The organism is Amycolatopsis sp. A133 (genome assembly GCF_031082405.1).
Lineage (GTDB): Bacteria > Actinomycetota > Actinomycetes > Mycobacteriales > Pseudonocardiaceae > Amycolatopsis.
The window spans coordinates 13,408-35,825 of record NZ_JAVHJU010000069.1 but is presented as its reverse complement, the minus strand read 5'-3'; the positions used below and the strand labels follow the sequence as shown (position 1 = coordinate 35,825).

Annotated in this window: 20 protein-coding genes; 8 read left to right on the top strand and 12 right to left on the bottom strand. The window is 71.6% G+C overall.

Translation table 11 applies throughout. The features are described from left to right. Positions 1–386: 386 nt before the first annotated feature. Genes Q5425_RS41650 through Q5425_RS41635 form a run of 4 tightly spaced genes read right to left on the bottom strand, consistent with a single transcriptional unit; the run spans position 387 to position 2,999 of the window. Entirely contained in the window at positions 387–545 is a 159-nt protein-coding gene (locus Q5425_RS41650; protein ID WP_003098516.1) for a DUF6760 family protein, read from the bottom strand. Further along, positions 542–982 (bottom strand): hypothetical protein, encoded by a 441-nt coding sequence (locus Q5425_RS41645; RefSeq protein WP_308677953.1) that lies wholly within the window; start codon positions 980–982, stop codon positions 542–544. The genes Q5425_RS41650 and Q5425_RS41645 overlap by 4 nt, the downstream gene beginning before the upstream one ends. 4 nt (positions 983–986) lie before the next feature. Continuing rightward, positions 987–1,430 carry a phage tail protein gene (locus Q5425_RS41640; RefSeq protein WP_308677952.1) on the bottom strand — a complete coding sequence of 148 codons (444 nt, stop codon included), beginning with the start codon at positions 1,428–1,430 and terminating at the stop codon, positions 987–989. 15 nt (positions 1,431–1,445) lie between these two features. Further along, on the bottom strand, positions 1,446–2,999 hold the full coding sequence (locus tag Q5425_RS41635) for a phage tail sheath family protein (protein ID WP_308677951.1): 1,554 nt from the start codon (positions 2,997–2,999) through the stop codon (positions 1,446–1,448). A gap of 191 nt (positions 3,000–3,190) precedes the next feature. On the opposite strand from Q5425_RS41635, the gene Q5425_RS41630 reads away from it, so the two are divergent. Both Q5425_RS41630 and Q5425_RS41625 read left to right on the top strand, forming a co-directional pair. Further along, positions 3,191–6,418, top strand: coding sequence for a hypothetical protein (locus tag Q5425_RS41630; RefSeq protein WP_308677950.1), 3,228 nt, complete (start codon positions 3,191–3,193; stop codon positions 6,416–6,418). A gap of 7 nt (positions 6,419–6,425) precedes the next feature. Next, positions 6,426–6,941 carry a hypothetical protein gene (locus Q5425_RS41625; RefSeq protein ID WP_308677949.1) on the top strand — a complete coding sequence of 172 codons (516 nt, stop codon included), beginning with the start codon at positions 6,426–6,428 and terminating at the stop codon, positions 6,939–6,941. 12 nt (positions 6,942–6,953) lie between these two features. Here Q5425_RS41625 and Q5425_RS41620 read toward each other — a convergent pair whose 3' ends face one another. The 4 genes from Q5425_RS41620 to Q5425_RS41605 all read right to left on the bottom strand — a co-directional run bounded on the left by Q5425_RS41620 (position 6,954) and on the right by Q5425_RS41605 (position 12,413). Continuing rightward, entirely contained in the window at positions 6,954–7,697 is a 744-nt protein-coding gene (locus Q5425_RS41620) for a DUF4157 domain-containing protein (protein ID WP_308677948.1), read from the bottom strand. A 103-nt stretch (positions 7,698–7,800) separates the two neighbouring features. Next, a complete protein-coding gene (locus tag Q5425_RS41615; RefSeq protein WP_308677947.1) occupies positions 7,801–9,786 on the bottom strand; it encodes an ATP-binding protein in 1,986 nt (661 codons plus the stop codon). Continuing rightward, entirely contained in the window at positions 9,783–10,442 is a 660-nt protein-coding gene (locus Q5425_RS41610) for a DUF4255 domain-containing protein (RefSeq protein WP_308677946.1), read from the bottom strand. The genes Q5425_RS41615 and Q5425_RS41610 overlap by 4 nt, the downstream gene beginning before the upstream one ends. Before the next feature lie 477 nt (positions 10,443–10,919). Then, the gene (locus Q5425_RS41605; RefSeq protein WP_308677945.1) at positions 10,920–12,413 is read right to left on the bottom strand and encodes a right-handed parallel beta-helix repeat-containing protein; all 1,494 of its coding nucleotides are present in this window, start codon (positions 12,411–12,413) and stop codon (positions 10,920–10,922) included. Positions 12,414–12,996: 583 nt separating this feature from the next. Between Q5425_RS41605 and Q5425_RS41600 the strand changes: the two genes are divergently transcribed. After that, the gene (locus Q5425_RS41600) at positions 12,997–13,824 is read left to right on the top strand and encodes a hypothetical protein (protein WP_308677944.1); all 828 of its coding nucleotides are present in this window, start codon (positions 12,997–12,999) and stop codon (positions 13,822–13,824) included. Positions 13,825–13,884: 60 nt separating this feature from the next. Here the strand turns inward: Q5425_RS41600 and Q5425_RS41595 are convergent, their stop codons facing one another. Both Q5425_RS41595 and Q5425_RS41590 read right to left on the bottom strand, forming a co-directional pair. Next, a complete protein-coding gene (locus Q5425_RS41595; protein ID WP_308677943.1) occupies positions 13,885–14,388 on the bottom strand; it encodes a hypothetical protein in 504 nt (167 codons plus the stop codon). A 14-nt stretch (positions 14,389–14,402) separates the two neighbouring features. Next, positions 14,403–15,824 carry an amidohydrolase family protein gene (locus tag Q5425_RS41590; RefSeq protein WP_308677942.1) on the bottom strand — a complete coding sequence of 474 codons (1,422 nt, stop codon included), beginning with the start codon at positions 15,822–15,824 and terminating at the stop codon, positions 14,403–14,405. A 134-nt stretch (positions 15,825–15,958) separates the two neighbouring features. Between Q5425_RS41590 and Q5425_RS41585 the strand changes: the two genes are divergently transcribed. The 5 genes from Q5425_RS41585 (at position 15,959) to Q5425_RS41565 (ending at position 20,650) form a co-directional block, all read left to right on the top strand. Then, positions 15,959–16,771, top strand: a complete 813-nt coding sequence (locus Q5425_RS41585) for an IclR family transcriptional regulator C-terminal domain-containing protein (protein WP_308677941.1) — start codon at positions 15,959–15,961, stop codon at positions 16,769–16,771. Positions 16,772–16,891: 120 nt separating this feature from the next. Next, a complete protein-coding gene (locus Q5425_RS41580; protein ID WP_308677940.1) occupies positions 16,892–18,049 on the top strand; it encodes a CaiB/BaiF CoA-transferase family protein in 1,158 nt (385 codons plus the stop codon). Then, positions 18,042–18,836, top strand: coding sequence for a citryl-CoA lyase (locus tag Q5425_RS41575; protein WP_308677939.1), 795 nt, complete (start codon positions 18,042–18,044; stop codon positions 18,834–18,836). The genes Q5425_RS41580 and Q5425_RS41575 overlap by 8 nt, the downstream gene beginning before the upstream one ends. An 11-nt stretch (positions 18,837–18,847) precedes the next feature. Then, positions 18,848–19,708 carry a dioxygenase gene (locus tag Q5425_RS41570; protein WP_308677938.1) on the top strand — a complete coding sequence of 287 codons (861 nt, stop codon included), beginning with the start codon at positions 18,848–18,850 and terminating at the stop codon, positions 19,706–19,708. Between the two features lie 6 nt (positions 19,709–19,714). Beyond that, positions 19,715–20,650: a zinc-binding dehydrogenase gene (locus tag Q5425_RS41565; RefSeq protein WP_308677937.1), complete on the top strand. Its 936-nt coding sequence runs from the start codon at positions 19,715–19,717 to the stop codon at positions 20,648–20,650. 28 nt (positions 20,651–20,678) lie between these two features. On the opposite strand, the gene Q5425_RS41560 is transcribed toward Q5425_RS41565, so the two are convergent. Continuing rightward, positions 20,679–20,834 carry a hypothetical protein gene (locus tag Q5425_RS41560; protein WP_308677936.1) on the bottom strand — a complete coding sequence of 52 codons (156 nt, stop codon included), beginning with the start codon at positions 20,832–20,834 and terminating at the stop codon, positions 20,679–20,681. A 531-nt stretch (positions 20,835–21,365) separates the two neighbouring features. Then, positions 21,366–22,325: an alpha/beta hydrolase gene (locus Q5425_RS41555; RefSeq protein WP_308677935.1), complete on the bottom strand. Its 960-nt coding sequence runs from the start codon at positions 22,323–22,325 to the stop codon at positions 21,366–21,368. Between the last annotated feature and the right edge of the window lie 93 nt (positions 22,326–22,418).

The window sequence follows — 22,418 nt, the reverse complement described above, 5'->3', positions numbered from 1 at the left end:
CGGCGGGGACTTCCGAACGCTGCACCGAGGCGCCCCACAGCCGGGACAGCCCGGACAGCCCGGTCCGCTTCCCGATCTCCCGCTGCACCAGCGGCATGGCGGGCGGCGGCGTCTCGGCCGGCCGGGGCCGGGCGAGGTCGCCGATGACGCCGGCGGGTTCGCCGGGGCCGATGCGGTGGCCGAGCGGCTCGAGGTAGCCGGGGCTCTGCCAGGACGTCAGCGTGGAACTGAACCGCTGCACCGGGTTGACCAGCGGGTGCTCGGCGACGACGCGCTGGATCGGCGGCACGCTCCGCCATTCCGCGCGGGTCACCGGCAGTGCGGGCGCGGGTTCCGGGGGGACGACGGGCGGGCTCGCCTCCTTCCTGCTCCACCACATTCCAGCGTCACCGTCCCTGGCTCATCCGGGTGTTGATCCGGGCGATCTCGGCGACGTAGGTCAACCGGTCGGGGTGTTCGAGGTCGAGGATGTCGTCGAGGGACCAGTGCAGGTGGTAGGCGACGTACGCGACTTCCTCGTGCAGCCGGTCGGCCGCGTACGTCACGATTCCCCCAGGCGGCCGCCGGCGACGTCGACGACGAAGCTGTGGCCGCACTCGGGGCAGGCGACGCCCGCCCGGGTGTGGCCCTCGCTGTTGACCCGGCGGTACATGTCCTGCAGGAACGCCAGGTCCGAGGCGAACAGGTTCTCGATGACCCCGGCGTGGACGTCGGTGATGTCGCCGATCCGGGTGACCACCCGGGCCAGCAGCACCACCGTGAGGAACGCCGGGTTCTCGCGCACCCGGTCGTCCCGCAGCGGGATCAGCTCGTCGCGCGCGGTGGCCAGGCGCATCACGCCGGAGTGGTGCACCTTCCCTTCGTCGTCGACGTACCCGCGCGGGAGCTCGAACGCGAACTCCGTCCGCAGCTTCGGCCGCTCGGTCCGAGGCTCCTCCGCGGGGGCTTCCTCGACCGGCGCCGACGCCATCACCCTGCGCATCGGCTCACTCGACTTCCATCTGCTCGTAGGTGATGACGAGCTTCTCGGTGAGCACGCTCGTGTCGCCGGCCTTGAGCGAACCGATCTCCAGGCTCTTCGGCCAGGCGTTGGTCAGCTTGTAGCGCTTGAGCGCCGTGCCCTCGTAGTCGTAGACGATGATGGCGCCGCCCTTGCGGGCCGTCGTCATCTTGCCGAAGTGGGCGTCCTTGACCCACTTCTCGAAGCTGTTGTCCTCGGTCAGACCGCGGGTCAGCGTGACCTCGCCCGCTTTGGGCCGGCCGGGCAGCTTCTTGATGACGTACTTGCCGTCCGCGGTGTTCTGCTTGAGCTCGATGACGTCCTGCTCCATCTTGAGGCCGGAGACCTCGGAGATCTGCTTGATCTGGACGCCGTCGATCTCGAGCCCGAAGGAGTGGCCTACCGCCTTGTCGAGATCGGGAAGTGCCATGGTGGAGTCCCTTCACTACTCGTTGACGAGGCTGGTGCCGCCGGACATCTGGGCCAGCCGGAAGATCACGAACTCCGCCGGTTTCACCGGGGCGATGCCGACTTCGCAGATCACCTGGCCGAGGTCGATGCCCTCGGCCGGGTTGGTCTCGCGATCGCACTTGACGAAAAAAGCCTCGTCCGGGGTGAGCCCGAACAGCGCGCCCTTGCGCCACTCCATGACCAGGAACGCGCTGATCGTGCGCCGGATCCGGGCCCACAGCGCGTCGTCGTTCGGCTCGAACACGACCCACTGCGTGCCGCCGAGGATGGACTCCTCGAGGTAGTTGAACAGCCGCCGGACGTTCAGGTAGCGCCACGCCGGGTCGCTCGAAAGCGTCCGCGCGCCCCAGACCCGGATGCCCTTGCCGGAGAACGACCGCACGCAGTTGACGCCGATCGGGTTGAGCAGCTCCTGCTCCGCCTTGGTCAGGTGGGTTTCGAGGGCGAGCGCGCCGCGGACGACCTCGTTGGCCGGTGCCTTGTGGACGCCGCGGGTGGCGTCGGTGCGGGCCCACACGCCGGCCATGTGGCCGCTCGGCGGGATGAACGCGTTCGTTCCCGAGGCGGGGTCGAGCACCTGCACCCAGGGGTAGTACAGCGCCGCGTACTTCGAGTCGTAGCCGGCCGCGTCCATCCGCCAGCTGCGGACTTCCTGGGGGTTCAGCGCGGGCGGCGGGTCGATGATCGCCATCCGGTCGCCCATCAGCTCGCAGTGCGCGATCATGGCGAGCTGCACGGCCTTGACCGTGTCGAGGTCGACCAGGTCGCGCTGGTAGGCGGCCATCAGGTCCGGCGCGGCGACCATGGTGATCTCGTCGATCGCCTCCAGGCCGCCGAAACCGGTGCGGTCGGCGACGTCGCCGACGTAATCGTCGGCCGCGACCCGCCGCGGGACCGGCGGTGTCTCCGCGTCCTTCGGCGGCGCCGAGAGCACCGCGGTGCCCTTGTCCGGCTTGGTGACCGCGCCGCCGGTGGCGACCTCTTCGATGGTGATGTAGCTGGACTTCTCCCGCACCGCGGTGACGACGTTCTCCTTGGTGCGCTTGGTCGTCACGTTGTGCGTCTCGACGACCTTGCCGTCCTGCTTGACGAGCACGGTGAACCGGTCGTCGGCGGGGTTGTCGCCGGTCGGCTCGGCCACCTCGACGGTGATCTCCCCGCCCTGCTTGCCCTCCGGCAGCTCCTTCGCGACGAAGCGGTAGCCGCCGAGCACCGCTTGGCGGGCGGTGATCTGCTTCGGCGCGGACCCGTTTTCCTGGGAGCGCGACCCGCCGATGCGGACGATGTAGCAGTTGGTGCCGCCGTTGAGGAAGTAGCCGTAAACCGACTGGGCGAGGTAGCAGCCTTCGAGGAAGTCGCCGAAGGTCTGGGTGAACTGGCCCCAGTTCGACACCAGCGTCGGGGTGTTGAAGGGACCGTCCGCCGCGAAGCCGACGAAGGCGGCGACAGCGGTGCCCACGCCCTCGATCGGCCGTGCGCCCGCCTCGATCTCCTCGACGTACACCCCCGGCGTGAGATAGGTGGGCATGCGGGCCTCCCTTGTCGACGCACAAGTCTTGTCATCGGCGATGCTGCTGCCAACGCGATCTCCACGGAACGACCGTGCGGCTAGGCCCGCGGGAACCGATCTCTGCCCTTCGGGGCAACTGCCCGTTCGGGCACCCGTGCCCGCCCGTCCGGCCGTTGGCAACCGGCCCGGCGCCGCCGACAGTTGAACCCATGCCAACGGGGCGGGACAAGGCGCCACGGGAGCCGTCCGCGCAGCCCGCGCGTCCGGCTCGCCCTGCGCGCCGGACGGCCCCGCCCGCCCTGTTGCGCCTGCAGGCCTCGGCCGGCAATGCGGCGGTGTCGGAGCTGATCGCGCTGCAGCGGCAAGGCTGCCCCGCACCGCCGGTCGCGCCGCCCGGGGTGACACCGGCGGCCGACCCGGAGTTCCGGTCGCTGAAGAAGGACGTCGGCGCCCGGGCCAAGTCGGCGAAGGCGCACCCGCCGGCCAGTGCGGAGGTCAAGAAGGCGCAAGACGCCGCGGTCGCGCCGGCCGACGACAAGGACGCGCAGGCCAAGGCCGCCCAGGCGGACAAGATGGCGGCGGCGAAGCCGGCCGGCTTCGACAAGGCGGCCTTCATCGCCGCGGTGAACGCCGCGATCGCCAAGCAAGCACCGAAGAACCTCGACGAGGCCGACAAGTTCGCCACGTCGGGCCGGGCGGACCAGGTCAAGTCCGAGGTGCTGGGCAAGGTCACCGACGGCAAGGACGCTTCGGCCAAGGACGTCACCGACCGGACGAAGGAGCCACCGGACCCGAGCCGGGCCGTGGAGAAGCCGGTCACCCCGCTGCCGCCCGCCCCGGCCCCACCCGCACTGGCCCCGCCGGACCCGCGCAAGGCGACCCCCGACAAGGCGCCGCCCGAGCAGACCGATCTGCGCGCCGGCCAGTGCGAAACCCACGGGGCGATGGCCGCGGCCGGCGTCACCGACCAGCAGCTGGCGGAGTCCAACGAGCCGGAGTTCACCGGCGCGCTCGCCGCGAAACGGGAAGGCGAGCAGCACACGGCTTCGGCGCCGGCCGCGGTCCGCGAGTCCGAGGCGGGGCAGCTGGCCGCCGTGACCGGCGCGGCACAGGCGTCCGGCCGGGCCGCGATGGCGGGTATGACGGGAGCGCGGTCTTCGTCGACCCAGCGGGGCCAGGCGGCGAAGTCGGGCACGAAGTCGAAGGACGAACAGGACCGGGCCCGGATCACCGGCGAGATCAAGGCGATCTTCGACGAGACCAAGACGAAGGTCGAGGGAGTGCTGGGCGCGCTCGACGACCAGGTCGCGAAAAAGTTCGAAGCCGGAGAGGCGCAGGCCAAGGCCGCGTTCACCGCCGACCACCAGGCCCGGATGAAGCGCTACAAGGCCGAGCGCTACGACGGGATCACCGGCGCGGCGCGCTGGGCGTACGACCTGTTCGCCGACCTGCCTGCCGAAGCGAACAACCTCTTCCTCGAGGCCAAGAAGGTCTACGAGTCGAAGATGCAGGGTGTCATCGGCGAAATCGCCGACTTCGTCGGCCAGCAGCTGGGTGAGGCGAAGCAGCTGATCACCGACGGCCGCGCGCGGGTGCAGCAGAAGGTGGCGTCCCAGTCACCGGCGCTGCGCAAGATCGCGGGCGAGGCGGCGAAGGAGTTCGGCGGCCAGTTCGACGACCTCGAGAAGTCCGTCGACGAGAAGCAGGAGTCGCTGGTCGAGGACCTGGCCCGGAAGTACAGCGAAGCCCGCACCGCCGTCGACGAGGAGATCAAGGCGCTGCAGGCGGAGAACAAGGGCCTGTGGAGCAAGGCGAAGGAGGCCGTCGGCGGCGCGGTCGAGACGATCCTGAAGCTGAAGGACATGCTGCTCGGCGTGCTGTCGCGAGCGGCGAACGCGGTCGGGCTGATCATCGCGAAGCCGATCGAATTCCTCGGCAACCTGGTCAACGCCGTGAAAACCGGGGTGCTGAACTTCGGCGCCAACATCGTCCAGCACCTCAAGGACGGCCTGAAGGGGTGGCTGCTGGGCAACCTGGCGAGCGCCGGCATCGAGATCCCGGAGTCGCTGGACGCGAAGGGCATCCTCAGGATGGTGCTCTCGCTCCTGGGCCTGACCTGGGCGAGCGTCCGCGCGCGGATCCTCCGGTTCATCCCCGAACCCGTGCTGGCCAAGCTGGAGCAGACGCTCGACGTGGTCAAGATCCTCGTCACCGAGGGCGTGCCGGGGCTGTGGCGCTGGGTGGCCGGGAAGCTGGGCGACCTGAAGGAGCTGGTGCTCGGCCAGGTCAAGGACTTCGTGATCGAGAAGATCGTCAAGGCGGGCATCACCTGGATCATCTCGATGCTCAACCCGGCGGCGGCGTTCATCAAGGCCTGCAAGGCGATCTACGACATCGTGCTGTTCTTCGTGGACAAGGCGGCGCAGATCAAGGAGTTCGTCGACTCGGTGCTGGACTCGGTGGAGTCGATCGCCCGCGGCGGGGCCGGCGCGGTGGCCGGGCTGATCGAGCGGACGCTGGCGAAGGCGTTGCCGATGGTGCTGGGCTTCCTGGCGAGCCTGCTGGGGCTCGGGGGGATTTCGGAGAAGATCAAGTCGATCCTGGAGAAGGTCCAGGCGCCGGTCGGGAAGGTGATCGACTCCGTGGTGGGGACGGTCGTCAAGGCGGGCAAGAAGGTCTGGTCGAAGCTCAAGGGCGGCAAGAAGAAGGACCCGCGCCACGAAGGCGACACCGACACCAGCCGCGCGGTCAAGCGGGAAGCGGCCGACAAGCTCACGACCAGGCTGGGCCGCGAGGTCGACAAGGAGGAAACCCTCCGCTCGCACATCTCGGCCGTTCTCGGCGAACTGCGGCCCCGCGGGCTCAAGAGCCTCCGCGCCACGCCGGCGCCGGACAACCCGCATGCCTACGACGTGGTCGCGGAAGCGAGCCCGCCGACCAAGGTGTACACCGCCCACGTGCACGCCACGAAGGGGCCGCCCCCGTTCGACACGGCCGTGCTGGCCAAGCTCCCGGGTGGGCCGCAATTGCTGGCCGCGCTCCCGGCGGCGAGCGCCGACAAATACGATTCCCTGGTCATGGAGGCGCGAATAGCGCTCGAGGCGATCAAGCGCGGCGACCCGCTCGTCTCGGTCGGCCAAATCATCCCCCGCCGGTCGGGGCCGGGCGCGTACACGGAGATCGACGTCGAGACGAGCACGGAAATCATCCAGGTCAAAGACGGCAACTACACCAGCGCCAAGAAGCTGGCCGGCGGCAAGGAGCTGACGCAGTTCACGAGAACGCTGGACTACAATACCAAGATGCGCTTCGACCCCGCGGGAAACAAGCTGCCGCCCAAGACGGTGGTTTACCACTTCACGGCACCGCCGGTCGACCCGGCCCTGGTCAAGTGGCTGCAGGACCGGGGCGTCGTCGTGCGCACCGGCAGGAGGTGAAGCCGGGATGAGCGAGCCGTACCAGATCGCGTTCGTCTTCCCGCGCGGCCTCCCCCGCGAAAGCGGGGTGCACCGGTGCCACCGCCTCCTGCACGAACACGAAATCCGGCTGGCCGAGGATTCGCTGCTCTACCTCAACGACACCGATACCGAAGAACCCGAGCCCGAACCGGTCACCGACGAGGATTCGACGCTGCGCAAGCTCGTGCATTGGCCGACTCTCGGTTCCCTGGACTACGCCGGTCCGGAAGGTTTGGTGACCGTGTCGTTTTCGGATTCCCGGGAACAGGGTCCGGTATCGTGCATCACCATTTCCGCGCTCGGGCGCGCCGTCGACCGGACGAATTCGCTGCCGCGCTACCGGCAATTGGGTACCGATCTGCACCAGCAGCTCGCCGCGACGCGCACGGTCATGGACTGGGGACTCGAAATGCGCGGGTTTTCGTGCGCGGAGGAAGTGGACCGGCTGCGGTCCGGCCGGTTCGAGGGCACGTATTCCCTGCTCGACTTGAGAAACGAGTAAGGCCTGCGCAGGCTAGACCTCTTCTTCGGCCTCTTCCTCCCGCTGCACGTACGTCTGCGCCATCTTTTCCTCTTCGCCTTCTTCGGCCTCGGGAGCTTCCTCGCGCTGGACCGCCGCCGGGTCCTCGGACGGGGCCGCGTGGCCGCCGTCCTCGCAGCGCTGGACGCCGGCGGCCGGAGCGGGCGCCGACATCAGCCGGTCCGCGTTCGCCACGGCTTCGCGCTCGAAGCGGTCCGAAGGATCGGACACCTTCACCCCGCCGCCGGTGTCCGTGCCGTCCACCGGGCCGCTGCGCTGCTGGACCACGTGGGTCAGCTCGTGCGCCAGCATGTGCTTGCCGCCGTCGGAGGCCGGGTCGAACTTGTCGCGCTGGAAGACGATGTTCGAGCCCACCGTGTAGGCCTGCGCGTTCACCGACTTCGCCGAGTCGTGCGCCGCCCCGTCCGTGTGCACCCGGACGTCGGAGAAGTCGGCGCCGAAGCGGGACTCCATGTCCGCGCGCGTCGAGGTGTCCAGTGGTGCTCCCCCGCCCGACCCGACCACGTCGTGGACCGGGGACCGCTCCTCCTCGACCAGGCTGCTGGTGCCCGCGTTGCCCACCGCCCGCTGCAGGCCCAGCAGGCCGGCCGGGCCCAGGACGTCGGTGCGGCCGGCCGCCGCCGCGCGGCCCAGCAGGTCGCCCTCGTCGCGCTCGATCCGGTCGCCGCGTGGCCGCAGGGCCGGTTCGAGGTCGTTGTCGTGGCTGTGCCCGCGCATGTCCGCTCCCTCCGCCGCCCGTCCAGCTTGCCCCGCCGCCGCGTCGCGCGCCAGACTGCGGTGCGCGGCCGGAAGGGCAGCGAAACCTGCCCGTAGGGGCAGCTCAGCCGTCCGTCACCATGGCCAGGTAGGGCCCGAACTCGCGGTCGAGGCAGAGCCGGCCCAGCTTGCGGTACTCCCGGGCGACCGCGCCGACCAGGTCGCTCATCGTCACCGGACGGCCCGCCTCGGCGGCCAGGTACGCGCCGGTGACCGCGGCCGAGCGGATGTGCCCGCCCGCCAGCTCGAAGGCCTCGGCGAGGAACCCGAGGTCCAGGTCCGCGCCCCGCGGCATCCGCGCGCCGAGGCAGCGGTCCCACAGCCGGCGGCGGAGGTCGACGTCCGGCAGCGGGAAGTCCACGATGACGTCGAGCCGCCGGGTGAAGGCCTCGTCGAGGTTCGCCCGCAGGTTGGTCGCCAGCACCGCGATCCCGTCGAACGTCTCCATCCGCTGCAGCAGGTACGCGCTTTCGATGTTGGCGTACCGGTCGTGCGCGTCACGGACCTCGGACCGCTTGCCGAAGATCGCGTCCGCCTCGTCGAAGAGCAGGACACCGTTGACCCCGGACGCCTCGGTGAAGATCCGTTCGAGGTTCTTCTCGGTCTCGCCGACGTACTTGTCGACGACGGTCGCCAGGTTCACGGTGTAGAGGTCCAGCCCGAGCGACGCGGCGATGACCTCGGCCGACATCGTCTTGCCGGTCCCCGAGTCCCCCGCGAAGAGCCCGGTCACGCCGCGCCCGCGCCCGCCGCCCGGGCGCATCCGCCACTCGTCGAGCACCTGGTCGCGGTAGCGCGCCCGCGCCGCCAGTTCGTCCAAAAGGGACAGCACGCCGGCCGGCAGCACCAGGTCGGGCCAGCCGACGGCCGGTTCGATCCGCCGCGCGAGCCGCTGCAGGCCGGCCGCGTTCTGGCTCCGCGCGCCCGCGCGCACGTGGGACGTGCGGACCAGCCCGTCGTCGGCGAGCGCAGTCACCGACGCGGCCTTCGCCGCGCGGGCGATCTGCCCCGGCCCCAGCACGAAGTGGGCGGTCGCCTCCCCCGGGTCGACGTCCGGGGCGAGCCGGCCGTCGAGGCTGCTGCGCCAGAGGTCCGCGCGGCTCGCGGCGGAGAGCGGCACCGCGTCGAGCTGCAGCGGCGGGGTCGCGTTCCAGCGCGGGTCCCAGGCCCCGGTGCCGTGCACGACCAGCGGGATCGCCGGGTGCGCCAGCTCCTCCAGCCGCGGGTCCTCCACCGGTCCCAGCACGATCCCGGCGCCGCGCAGCAACGCCTCCCGCCGCAGCGACGCGGTGAGCTCGGCGTGGCCGGGCTCGGCCTGCCAGCGCGCCGCGTCCACCACCAGCGCCGGGAAGCCGGCCGCGGCCAGCGCGCCGACGCCGAGGTCCTCGGCGCCGCCGCCGGGCTGTTCCTTCAGGTAGACCAGCCCGACCCGGCCGCGGATGGCGCGGGCGAGCCGGTCCCGGCCCGGTACTTCGACGAGCTCGGTGCCCAGGTGCGCGCAGCCGGCGAGCTCGGGCGCGAGCCGGTCGTCGCCGAGCAGGTGGTTCACCACCCGGTCGGGGACGCGCAGCGTGCGCGAGAGGAACGGCCGTTCGTCCTCGCCGACGGCGAGCAGCCCGCAGGCGACCAGCGGGGCGTCGGCGTCGAGCCGGGCGCGGCCGGCGGCCGAGGCCTCGGGGATCCCGCACAGGCGCAGCGCCAGCCCGGCGCTCGCGCGGCGGCGGGTCACGTCGTCGTTGAGGTAGCCGTAGAACTGCTCGAACCGGCTGTCCAGGTCGGGCGCGAGCGCGACCAGCAGCAGTTCGACGTCGACGCCGGTGAGGCCCGCGCGGTCGGCGAGCGGGCGCAGCCTGCCGTCCGGGACGGAGCCGGTGAACGGGGTGAACGGCTCGCGGTGCCCTTCCAGCAGCGCGTCGATCGCCTCGTTCGACAGGTAGAGGCCGCGGAAGGGGTCGTCGGGGTTCGGGTCGGCCGCGCGACGGCTGTCGACGGCGTCGCGGATCCGCTGTTCGAGGCGGGCCAGCCGCTCGAACAGGTACTCCAGGCTCACCGGGGCTTCCGGTGGGTGCGCGCCATGGCGACCCGGCGCTGCCCCTCGACCGCCCCGGTCCCGGACACGTGGTGCCCGACGAGCTCGCCGTCACCGGTGTCGATCTTGAGGCCTTCCTTGGCGGGCGGCCCGGCCGGGTACACGCGTCCACTGTGGATCGGCGCGGAGACGACGACGTCCAGCGAGGGCTTGAGTTCGCCGCCCAGCGCGGTCCACACGTCGGCGAAGGCCCGGTCTTCCGGCGGCGGCAGCGCGACGGTCATCGGCACCGGAAGGCCCATCTCGGCCAGCGACCCGGTGAGCACCTCGGCGGGCACGGCCTCGTGCCGCAGCAGGCCGAGCAGCAGGTCCGACAGCACGCGGTGCTCGTCCTCCGGGCGCTGCGTCCACGCGGTGACCAGGTAGGAGAGCTTGACGTGCTTGGGCGGCAGGTGCCGCGCGGCGACCTCGCCCCGCTGGTCGTACTCGTTGAGCAGCCCGCGCGAACGGCGTCGCATGTCCTCGCGCACGTCATAGAGGTAAATGTTGACCGTCGGAGCGTTGCGCCGGGCCGCCCAGTCCTTGGTGGGCGCATCGAAGGCGACGTCGACCTCGCTGCCCCGCAGCGCCTCGTCCTTCACCAGCCGCCGCAGCGCCTCATCGACCTCGTGGATCACCGGCGGACCTCCTCGCACTGGCGGTCTTCCCACGATGATCGCGCGCGGCCGCACCGGCCAGCCGCGCAGCGGCAAACCTTCGGGTACGCCCGGCTGCCCGTACGGGCAGCTGCCGTTCGGTGAAATCTTGTAACCGGGCCCGGGCCGGGGCGACTACCGGGCTGCCGCGCCGTCACCCCGGCCGCCGTCGTGGGCGGGCTCGCCGTGGCGGCCGTCGGTGTCGTGCGACCCGAAACGTTCGCCTCCTCCTACGCCGTGCCCGGCGCCGGGCTCTCCCTCGGTGACCTGTTCCTCGCGCCTGCTCGCGGCCCGGGCCGGGCGTCCGCGAAACCGTGTGCCGCAACTCCCGACACCGCCTACCGCTACCGCTACACCGGGCTGAAGCTGATCCTGCAGTCCGGTGGCCAGTACCTCCTCCTGCCCGTGCACTGGCCCAAGGCCGACGGGACCGCCCTCGTCCTGCTGAACGCCGGCCACTCAGCAGTGGGGCATCACGTCGTCGAAGGACGCGCAGTTGTCCTGGTACCAGGGCCTCGACTGCCACTGCTCGGCCGTCAGGATCCGGGACGTGTCCCCCGCGACGAACGTCCACGGCCCGTAGTAGGAGTTGCTGAACCAGTAGTTGCCCTGGTCGTGGGTGATGGCGTCCTGGACGAGCGTGCCCTTGTACGGCGACCAAGACGGGTACGTCCCGTAGTTGGACAGCAGCGCCATCTTGCCGCAGTTCCCGTTCGTGCAGCCGACGCTCGCCGGGTCGAAGCGGAACGTGTTGTCGTGCACCTCGACCAGCTGGGTCTTCCAGCGGCAGTCGTCGTACAGCGGCGGGGACGCGATGGCGGGCGCCGAGCACCGCGTCCGGTCGGCGACGAGCTGGGTGCAGGTGTTGATCGAGGTGTTGGCCGGGCTGTTGCAGAACCGGTCGGCGTTCTCCCACGCGGTGATGCCGGACCAGTTGTCCTCGAAGACGTTGTCGTAGATGTCGATCAGGTGGGTCCGGGCCGGCACCCGCGGCTCGCCGCCCGACTCGGACAGGTACACGCTCGCCACCGGGAAGTTGTCGCCGCGGTCGGCGCGGCGCTTGCCCGCGACCAGGCTGTTGCGGCGGAGCACGTTGTCGCGGAACACGAGGTTGTAGCTGATCTCGTAGAACAGCGCCTCGGCGTCGTTGTCCTCGATGAGGTTGTGCTCGATGAGGAAGTCGTTGTTGTCGGTGTCGGCCCAGAGCCCGGCGCCGTGGTTGTGGTGGATCCAGTTCCCGCGGACGTCGGCCTTGTCGACCACCCAGAACTTGATCCCGCCGCTGCAGCCGCAGCCGGGGCTGCGCGTTTCCCAGTCGTCGGTGTTGTTGCCCGAGATTTCGTTGCCTTCGACGATCAGCGCGGTGATCGTGTTGTCCGACCGGTAGGCGTTCATGCCGTACTGCCCGTTGTTGCGCAGGCAGCTGTGCCGCACCTCCTGGCGGGCGCCGGCCATGATTCCCGCGCCTTTGTTGTTCTGCACGGTGGTGTTTTCGATGATCCAGTGCTCGCCGGAATCGTGGTTCACCACGCCCTGGTCCTGCAAGGCGACGAAGTTCTGGATCGTCAAGCCGCGGATGACGACGTCCTTCGCCTGCTGCGTGAAGGCCGCCTGGTTGATGCCCTGCCCGTCGAGCACGGCGCCGGGCGCGCCCAGGTAGACGTTGCCGTCCTTGGGGATGACCTGCCCGAACGGGTCGGCCGCCAGTTTGTGCGTGCCCGGGGGCAGCCAGAACGTCGTGCCCGGTGGCGACTCCTGCGACTTGCGGTAGAGGTCGCCGGGCACCGCGGCGTCGACGGTGACGGCGCCGGCCGGAGCCGTGACGTCGGCCACCGGCTGGTGGTCGCACACGGGACCGGGGGTGACGACGTCGGCGGCCACCGCCGGGCCGGGCGGCACCACCACGAACGCGGCCAGCAGAACAACGGCCATAATGGATCTCATCGGCGACATGCCGTGAACCTACGCAATTGCCCGCGCGACGGCTTGGGCCGAACGAGTCGATTGCCGGGCTTTCGGGTGTTCCAGGTAACGGAAAAAACGGAGATTACTCCACAACTGTGAATACCGTGGGAACAATCGGCGCGCCGCTGGTGTTACCGTGGTCGGACGGGGGCCGGCCGCCCGGATTCTCCCATCGGCGCGCGCCGCGGCGGCCCCGCCCGGCCCGGGCCGGGTGCGCCACCTGCCGGGTCCCGGTCAGCCGACCGGCCGATGGCGGCACCGGACGACCGGCGGACGGCGCCCGAGGCGGCCGCCGGGCGGATCGAGGTTTTTTCCGTTAAACGGAGAACTACCTGAGCGAGTGATTTCACGCCATTCATTCCGACCACGGGCATGAAGGCGAAGTAGGCTCTTCCGACCCCATTCCGGATCTGTCCTCCACTCGGCGGTTCCCGCACACCGATCGGGTCTTTGCGCAGGTCAAAGCCCTATAGCAGCGGTAGCGTCACACCTACCGGACAGAACTTCTGCCCCGGCGGCCGGGCCCCGATCAAACCCGGCGTCGTACTCAGGAAGGGAACCCCGAACAATCATGTCCACATTGCGACGACTGGCGGTCGCCGGCGCTTTCGCGCTGCCGCTTTCCCTCGTCACGGTCGCCCCGGCGACCGCACATCCGCTCGACTGGCCGCACGACTCCTGGAGCGCGGAGAGCTCCAGCAGCTGGGCCGGCATCGGTGGCGCGGGCACGACCGACACCGACGAAGGTTCGACCTGGTGGGGACACCACTGGTCCGAGCAGGACACCGCCGTGGCCGGGATCGGCGGCGCGTACGTGACGCACACCGGCGAGTCCGGCGACGACGGCTGGAACCACGGCTGGCACCACACCGTCCACGACGGCTGGTACGACGAGGACGAAGGCGACTGCGACGACTACGACGGCGACGACGACGGGCACCACTACGTCACCGCCGACTACGACAACGACGGTCCCGACATGGTCCACCACCACGTCGTGAGCCACCCCGACCCGGTGGACGAGCCGGACGGCTACGTGGTCCACCCGGTCTACGACGCGGACGACGACGATGACGACGACGGCGGCGCGGGCTACTACGCCGAGTCGCAGTCGGCCGGCGTGGACGGCGCGTCCTCGGCGCACGTCATCAGCCACGCGGGTGAGCACCACGCCGTCTACGAGGCGGAGAAGCTGACGGCCGGCCCGTACGGCGCATCGTCGGAGGGTGCGCACGCGGTGGCCGTGCCGGACTACGCCGGTTACCACTCGTGGTACACCGCGGCCGGGATCGGCGGTGCGGCGGCGCACTCGGTCACCGCGGTGGCCGACGCCACGGACGACGACCACTGGGTCGTCGACCACGACGCGGACGACGACTTCGACTACGACCGGGGCTGACGTTCCCGATCCGAGCCGAAGCTGAGCGAGCCGGGTCCGCATTTTGCGGGCCCGGCTCGCTCAGTGCGCGGAAACGGCGGCGAGCAGGCCCAGCACCGCGGCCGACTTCGCCTCGTCGAGGAAGCGCAGGCCCATGAAGTTGTCGCCGGGGTTGAAGCCGGGCAGCGCCCAGATCTCCTCGTAGGGCAGCTCGACGCGCCGGTAGCGGCGCAGGCTGTAGACGTTGCTGAACAGGCACTTTCCCGGGTCCGGGTGCCACAGGCGGCGGGCGAACCCGGGGTTGCGGAACCCGTGTCCCACCTCCGCCGTGGCCTGGACGTGCTTGCGGCCGGTGAAGAGGACGACGTCGCCGGTGGTCACGGTGTCCATCCGGCGGTCGTACTTGTCCTTGGCGCCCCAGAACCGGGCCCGCCCGCCGGGGTGCAGGGCGTTCAGGCGGGCGAGGTCCACGGGGTCGAGGAGGTCGGCGAACTCGCGGAACGCGACGGCCCGTTCCAGGGATTCCGCTCCGTACCGGCGGGCGTCGGCGGTGCCGTAGGCGGGTTGGACGAAGACCTGGACCACGGCTCCACCGTAGTTCAGCCGCCGTGGGTGCTCTCGCTCTGGTAGTCGGTGTAGGTGTACGGGTTGTCGAGGATCTTGGTCTCCGGCACGTCCGGGTTCATCCCCTGCCGCCACGCCTCCTCCCCCAGCTGCGCGCGCAGGTGCTCCACCGTCTCCTCGACGCGCCGCCGGACCGCGGGCAGGTCGACGCCGACCAGCTTGCCGTCGCGCTTGACCACCCGGCCGTTGACCAGCACGGTGTGGACGTCGCCGCGCTGGGCCTGGAACGCCACGTGGCCGTAGGGGTTGAGCAGCGGGAACGACACCGGGGAGTCGTCGTTCTTCAGCAGCACGACGTCGGCTTTCTTGCCGACCTCGAGGCTGCCGAGGTCCGAGCGGCCCAAGGCCGCGGCGCCGCCGCGGGTGGCCCATTCGACGACCTGTTCCGCCCGCAGCGCCGCGTGCGTCACCGTTTCGCCGCCGGCGTGCGCCTCCAGGTGCTCCCGGGACCGGTCGGCGCCCAGGGTGGCGCGCATGGCCGAGAACAGGTCGCCGCTCCACCACACCGAGGTGTCCATGGACAGGGACACCGGGATGCCGTACTTGCGCAGCGCCCAGGTGGGCGGATAGCCCTGGCCGGCGCTCTGCTCGCTCTCGGTGGAGACCGACACCGACCCGCCGGTGGCGGCGATGCGGTGGTAGGAGTCGGCCGACAGCGACGCGCCGTGGACGTAGATCGTCTCCGGGGTCATGAAGCCGTGGTCGTGCATCAGCCGGATGCTGTCGTCGCCGGTCGCCCCCCACACGCCGGCGTGCGTGGTCACCGGTACGCCGAGCTCGCGGGCCACCTCGAACGCGGGCTTCTCGGGGAACGCCGGGTCGCCGGTGACGTCGAAGGCGAGCTGGAAGCCGAGCAGGTCGTCGCCGGTGATGCGGCGGGAGACGAAGTCGCGGAACTCGCGGGTGCCGGTCCAGGTCGCCGGCGAGTCCTGGATGTTGCCGTAGGCGAGCACGAACCGGCCGGGCACCGCCTGCAGCGCGTCCACGGCGGCGTCGGCGTGCTGGGTGGTCTGCAGGCCGTGCGACCAGTCGACCGTCGTGGTGACGCCGGCTTCGAGGGCTTCCAGTGCGCCGAGCAGGTTGCCGGCGTGGATGTCCTCGGGGCGGAACACCTTGCCCCACTCGAGGTAGTACCAGACGAAGTACTGGGTCAGTGTCCAGTCGGCGCCGTAGCCGCGCATGGCGGTCTGCCACAGGTGGCGGTGGGTGTCGATCATCCCCGGCAGCACGATCCCGCCGGTCGCGTCGATCTCCTCCGTGCCCGCGGGGACGGCCAGGGCGGTCCCGATCGCGGCGATCCGGTCGCCGGTGACCAGGACGTCCGTGCCGGGCAGGACCCGGCGGGCGTCGTCGATGGTCAGCACCGTGCCACCCCGCAGGACGGTCGATCCGGACATGCAGGCCTCCGTTTGCGTACACTCGTCCGCCAGACGGACATCAGGTGGGTGCCGCCACTTTCGTCCAGTGCCGGGCCGGTGTCAATCCCCGCGGCTACGCTGCCGTGGAGGACCACAGCAGAGGGAGGTCGCGCATGCCACGCGAGGGAACCGGTCCCGACTTCATCGAGGCGCTGGCGCGCGGGCTCGAGGTCATCACGGTGTTCCGGCCGGGCCGGCGGGCGATGACGCTCGCCGAGGTGGCCACCGCGGCCGGCCTGGCCCGCCCGACGGCGCGCCGGATCCTGCTGACCCTCGAAGAGCTCGGTTACGTCCGCACGGACGGACGCGACTACTCCCTGACGCCGCGGGTGCTCGACCTCGGCGTCGCCTACGTGCACTCGACGGGCCTGTGGGACGTCGCCCGCCCGCACCTGGAACGGCTGGTCGCGCGCACGAACGAGTCGTGCTCGATCGCCCAGCTCGACGGCTCCGACATCGTCTACGTCGCCCGGGTGGCGGTGCCGAAGATCGTGGGGCTGAGCGTGCAGATCGGCACCCGGTTCCCGGCGCTGCCGACGTCGCTGGGCAAGGTGCAGCTCGCCGCGCTGCCGCCGGACGAGCTGGCGGCGGTGCTGGCCGAGCCGACCCGCTCGGGCCTGGTCCCCCGCTGGCGGCCGGATCCGGCCGAGCGCGACGCCGAACTGCGGGAGGTGCGGGCCCGCGGCTGGGCGCTCACCGACGAGCAGCTCGCGCTGGGCATCCGGTCGGTGGCCGCCCCGCTGCGCGACGGGTCCGGCCGGGTGATCGCCGGGGTCAACGTCAACTGCCACGCCGCGGAGACGTCGGTCGAGCGGCTGCTGGAGCACCACCTGCCGCTGCTGCTGCAGACCGCCGGGGACATCAGCGCCGACTTCGCCCGGCTGGACGCCGTCCCGCACGTGGTCGTGAGTGGTAACGCGGGTTAGAACCCGCGTTACCACTCACGACGCCGCGGCAGACCGGCTCCGCGGGTTGACCGCGGGCCGACGCTTGCCGCAGACTGGCGGACAACAGTCCGTCTGACGGACAGAAGGCGAGGAGCTGGCGTGGAACCACCCACCGGCCCGCTGTCCGGGCTGCTGGTCGCGGACTTCTCCCGGGTGCTGGCCGGCCCGTACGCGACGATGCTGCTCGCGGACCTGGGCGCCGACGTCGTCAAGGTCGAAGGCCCGCAGGGCGACGAGACCCGCACGTGGATGCCGCCGGTGCGCGGGGACGTCTCGACCTACTACCTCGGCGTCAACCGCGGGAAGCGGTCCATCGCCCTCGACCTGCGCGACGCGGCCGACGCCGCCGTCGCCCGCGAGCTGGCGGCCCGAGCCGACGTGCTGATCGAGAACTTCAAGCCCGGCGGCCTGGCCAAGTACGGCCTGGACTACGAGGCGGTCAGCGCGGCCAACCCCGGCAGCGTCTACGCGTCGATCAGCGGGTTCGGGGCGGGCGAAGGCGCGCACGTGCCCGGTTACGACCTCATGGTGCAGGCGATTTCGGGCCTGATGAGCCTGACCGGCGATCCGGACGGCCCGCCGTTCCGGGCCGGGATCTCGGTGTTCGACGTGATGGCGGGCAACCACGCGGTGATCGGCATCCTGGCCGCGCTGCGCCACCGCGACGCGACCGGTGCGGGCCAGCACGTCGAGGTCAACCTGCTGTCCTCGGCGTTGACGGGGCTGGTCAACCACAGCTCGGCCTATGCCGCCGGTGGCGTCGTGCCGTACCGGATGGGCAACGCCCACCCCAGTGTCTTCCCCTACGAGCCGCTGCCGACGGCCGACGCCGACCTGATCGTCGCCGCGGCCAACGACGGGCAGTTCCGCCGGCTGTGCGAGGTCCTGGACCTGCCCGAGGTCCCCGACGACCCGCGGTTCGCCCGCAACGCCGATCGCACGAAGAACCGCGAAGAGCTCCGGCCGATCCTCGTCGAGCGGCTGGCGAAGCGCGGCGCGGTGGACTGGTTCGACGCGCTGACGAAGGTCGGTGTCCCCTGTGGACCGATCAACACGATCGACGGCGGGTTCGCGATGGCCGAACGCTTCGGGCTCGACCCGGTCGTCGAGGTCGGCGACGGCGACCGGGCGGTCCCGACGACCCGCCACCCCATCCGGTTTTCCGCGACCCCGGCCGGTTACCGGCTGCCGCCGCCGGAGCTCGACGAACACGGCGCCGAGCTGCGGGCGTGGCTGACGGAGGCCGTCGATGGCTGATCCGGTCTACGAAACCGCGCTCGGTGCGTCCACGAAGGACAAGATCACCCTGCTGGGCCAGGACCTCGCCGAAGACGTGATGGGCACGGTCGGGTTCGGCGAGCTCGCCTTCTGGCTGGCGACGCAGCGACGTCCGTCGCCCGGGGAGACGAGGGTCTTCGAGGCCGTGCTGGCCGCGCTGGCCGACCACGGCTTCACCCCGACCGCGATCGTCACGCGGCTGACCTACCTGTCCGCGCCGGACTCGGTCCAGGGCGCGCTGGCCGCCGGCCTGCTGGGCGGCGGGTCGCGGTTCCTCGGCGTCACCGAGGACTGCGGCCGGTTCCTGCACGACGTCCTCGCCGGAGCGGGCGAGCCGCCGTCGGACGAGGACGGCTGGGACGCGCTCGCGCTGAAGACGGTGGAGGCCCGCCGCGCGGAACGGAAGTTCGTCCCCGGGCTCGGGCACCACGTGCACAAGGACGGCGACCCGCGCACGCGGCGGTTGTTCGAGATCGCCGACGCCGAAGGCCTGCGCGGCCCGCACCTGGAGCTGTTCGCCGCGATCGGCCGGGTGCACCCGCGGGTGCTCGGCAAGACCCTGCCGCTCAACGGGGCCGGCGTCTGCGGCGCCGCGCTCGCCGACCTCGGGCTGCCGCTGGAGCTGCTGCGCGGGTTCGCGCTGCTCGCCCGGACCGCGGGGCTGATCGGCCAGCTCGCCGAGGAGCTGCGCCACCCCGTCGCCAACAACATCTTCCTGTCGGTCGACCTGAACAACCGGTCGGTCCCGCCGGATCCGCACGCGTGAGAGGAACGCCGATGCAGCTGGTCACCGAGGACAACATCACCGAGCTCGCCGCGCAGCGCTGGGCGAGCGCGCACGACCCGCGGACCGCCGAGGTCATGGCCGCGCTCGTGCGCCACCTGCACGCCTTCGCCCGCGAAGTGCGGCTGAGCGAGGCCGAGTGGATGGCCGCGATGCGGTGGCTCACCGAGACCGGGCAGATCAGCACCGAGAAGCGGGAGGAGTTCATCCTCGCCTCCGACGTGCTGGGCCTGAGCATGCTGGTGGTGCAGATGAACCACGCCTTCGACGCGGAGGCGACCCCGGCCACCGTGCTCGGCCCCTTCCACATCGAGGGCTCGCCGGAGAAGGAGTTCGGCGGCGACATGTCCGACGGCCTGCCCGGCACGCCGCTCTACATCACCGGTTCGGTCCGCGACCTGGACGGCTCGCCCGTCACCGGCGCGGTCCTCGACGTGTGGCAGGCCGACGAGGAAGGCGCGTACGAGTCGCAGATCCCGGACATCGACGAGGCCCGGCTGCGCGCGAAGTACACCACCCGCGCCGACGGGTCCTACTGCCTGCGCACGATCGCGCCGAAGGGGTACTCGATCCCGATGGACGGCCCGGTCGGCCGGCTCGTCGGCGGCACCGACATCAGCCACTTCCGGCCCGCCCACGTGCACTTCCTGATCAACGCCGCCGGGTACGAGCCGCTGATCACGCACCTGTTCGAGGAGGGCGCGCAGTACCTGGACAGCGACGTCGTGTTCGGCACCAAGCAGGAGCTGGTCGTCACGTTCGAGCCGCGCGATCCCGGGCCGACGCCGGACGGCGGGCAGTCGGCGGATCCGTGGCTCGAAGCCCGGTACGACTTCGTCCTGCAGCCGGTGTGACCGCCGGTGCGCGCGGCTGAGATCCGGACGGCCGGGCAGCCCCCGGTGGTGGCCGACCGTGCCGAACCGGCGCCCGGGCCCGGTGAGGTCGTCGTCCGCGTGACGGCGGCGCCGATCACCCCGCTCGACCTGCTCTGCGCGTCCGGCACGTCCTACTTCGGCGTGCCCGCCACCCCTTATGTGCCGGGGGTGCAGGGGGTGGGCGAGCTGGCGGGGGCGCCGGTCTGGTTCGCCACGGCGGCGGGGATGCGGCCCGGGGACGGCAGCATGGCCGAGTACGCCGTGGCCGCGTCCGCCGATGTGGTCCCCTTGCCCGACGGGGCCGATCCCGCGCTCGTCGCGGCGCTCGGGCTGTCGGCGGTCGCGGCGTGGCGGTGCCTGACGGGCACGGGCGCACTCGCCGCGGGTGAGACCGTGCTGGTGCTGGGCGCCGGCGGGGTGGTCGGGCAGTCGGCCGTCCAGCTGGCGCGGGTGGCCGGGGCCGGGCGGGTCGTCGCGTGCGCGCGGTCGGAGGCCGCCCTGGAGCGGGCCCGGCGCCTCGGCGCGGACGACGCGGTCCGGCTCGAGGACGGCGAAGACGTCGAACGGCTGGCGCAGCGGCTCGGCGCGGTGGCCGGGCCGGTCGACCTGGTGCTGGACCCGGTGTGCGGGATCCCGGCCGCGGCGGCGCTGCGCACGCTGCGTCCGGGCGGACGGCTGGTCAACCTCGGCAGCGCGGCCGGCGAGGTGTGCCCGGTCCCGTCGGCCGTGCTGCGCAGCCGGTCGCTGCGGATCCTGGGCTACACGAACAACGAGCTCACCGCCGACGAGCGCCGCGAAGCGCTGCTGACGGTGGTGGCGCAGACGATGGCCGGTGCGCTGACGGCCGGGTTCGAGCGCGTCCCGCTGCACGACGCGGCCCGGGCGTGGAGCCGCCCGGGCCGCGTGGTGCTGGTGCCCTGACGCGGGCATCCGGCGGTGACCACTGTGGTCACCGGCCCCCAGGGCCGGGTTTCGGCACATCGCCGATGTAGGGACCGCTTCCCACCCCGCCGACCGGCGACGGGTCGTTCGTCGCGGACGCCACGGGGGCGAGCACGGCGAGCGCGGCCGCGGTGAGCAAAGCGGCAGCTACAGCACGTTTCATCGATGAGCTCCTTCGCGTTCCCCCGTATTGTGCGGGATCCGGCTTCCGAACCGCTTCCTTTCCCGGAAAAGCCGATGGTCCGTTCGGTCCTGTTTCGGCGGATGCCGTGGCCGGGGTGGGCGGCCTCTCGTTGAATGGCGGAGGACGCGTCCGGAGGGGGCGGCGGTGGAGGAGCCGAGGTTCGACGTCGTCGACACGAGACGGCGGTTCCTGTCCTGGTTCGTGCCGCCGGCCGGGCTTTTTGTGCTCGGGTTCGTCGCACTGCTCTTCGCCGGGCACGTCGCCGGGCCGCTGCAGCCCGTCACCGTGGTGCGCGCGATGATCGCGTCCAAGCGGGACTTCTTCGAAGACGCTCAGGTCCGGCGGCTGCTGATGAGCCACGGCTACCAGGTGCAGGTCACCCCCATCGGGTCGTTCGAGCTGGCCGAGGCCGCCGATCTGGACAGCTACCAGTTCGTGTTCCCCTCCGGGCAGGCCGCGGCCGACCGCGTCTACGAACGGCGCCGCGGCCGGCACGCCGTCGGGTTCCGGTCAGCCGGCGGTGATGCGCAAGCCCCGCCGCAGCGCGGCGACCTCGTCGGCGAACATGCGGCGGGAGATCTCGGCCGTCTCGACCATCGCGGACCCGTGGAACGTCCCCGGGTAGTGGCGCAGCTCGACGGCCACCCCGGCGTGCGCCAGCCGCTGCGCGTAGGCGATCCCCTCGTCGCGCAGGGGATCGAACTGGCAGGTCGTCACGAACGCCGGCGGCAGCCCGGACAGGTCGGCCGCGCGGGCCGGCGCGGCGTAGGGCGAAACGTCCGCGCCGCCGGGCTCCGCGCCGAGGTAGCTCGTCCAGCTGTGCACCGCGTTCGGCCGGTTCCAGATCGGCGTGTCGGTGTAGTCCCGCATCGACGGGGTGTCCAGGCGGTCGTCCAGCTCCGGGATGCCGAGGTACTGGAAGCACAACTGCGGGCCACCGCGGTCACGGGCCAGCAGCGCCACCGCCGCCGAGAGGCCGCCGCCGGCGCTCTCCCCCGCCACGCCGAGGCGGGCCGGGTCGATGCCCAGCTCGTCCGCCTTGGCCGCGACCCAGACCAGTGCGGCGTAGCAGTCCTCGACCGGGGCGGGGAACGGGTGCTCGGGGGCGAGCCGGTAGTCCACCGACACGATCACGATGCCGAGCTCGTCGACCAGGTGCAGCAGCGCGGTGTGGAACATGTCCAGGTTGCCCAGGACGAACCCGCCGCCGTGGATGTACAGCAGGCCGGGCACCGCCTCGGTGCGGTTCGCCGGCGCGTAGACGCGGACCGGCACGTCCGGGGCGTCGGACGGCCCGGGCGCGGCGGTGTCGCGGACGTCGACGGGGTGCACCGGTTCGTAGGCCGGGAGCAGCTCGCCCAGCTGCGCCATCGAAGCACGCGCGGCCAGCAGGGACTCGTGGTCGGTGAGGGTCACGGCCGGCAGCATTTCCAGCCAGGGCAGCAGCTCGGGGTCGATCGCGTAGGTCATGGTCCGATCATCGGCGCACCGGCGTGACCCCGGCCACCGCCACGCGGCGGGCGTTGCCGGGCCGTTCCTCGCCATCCGGCGGCGGGCCCGCCT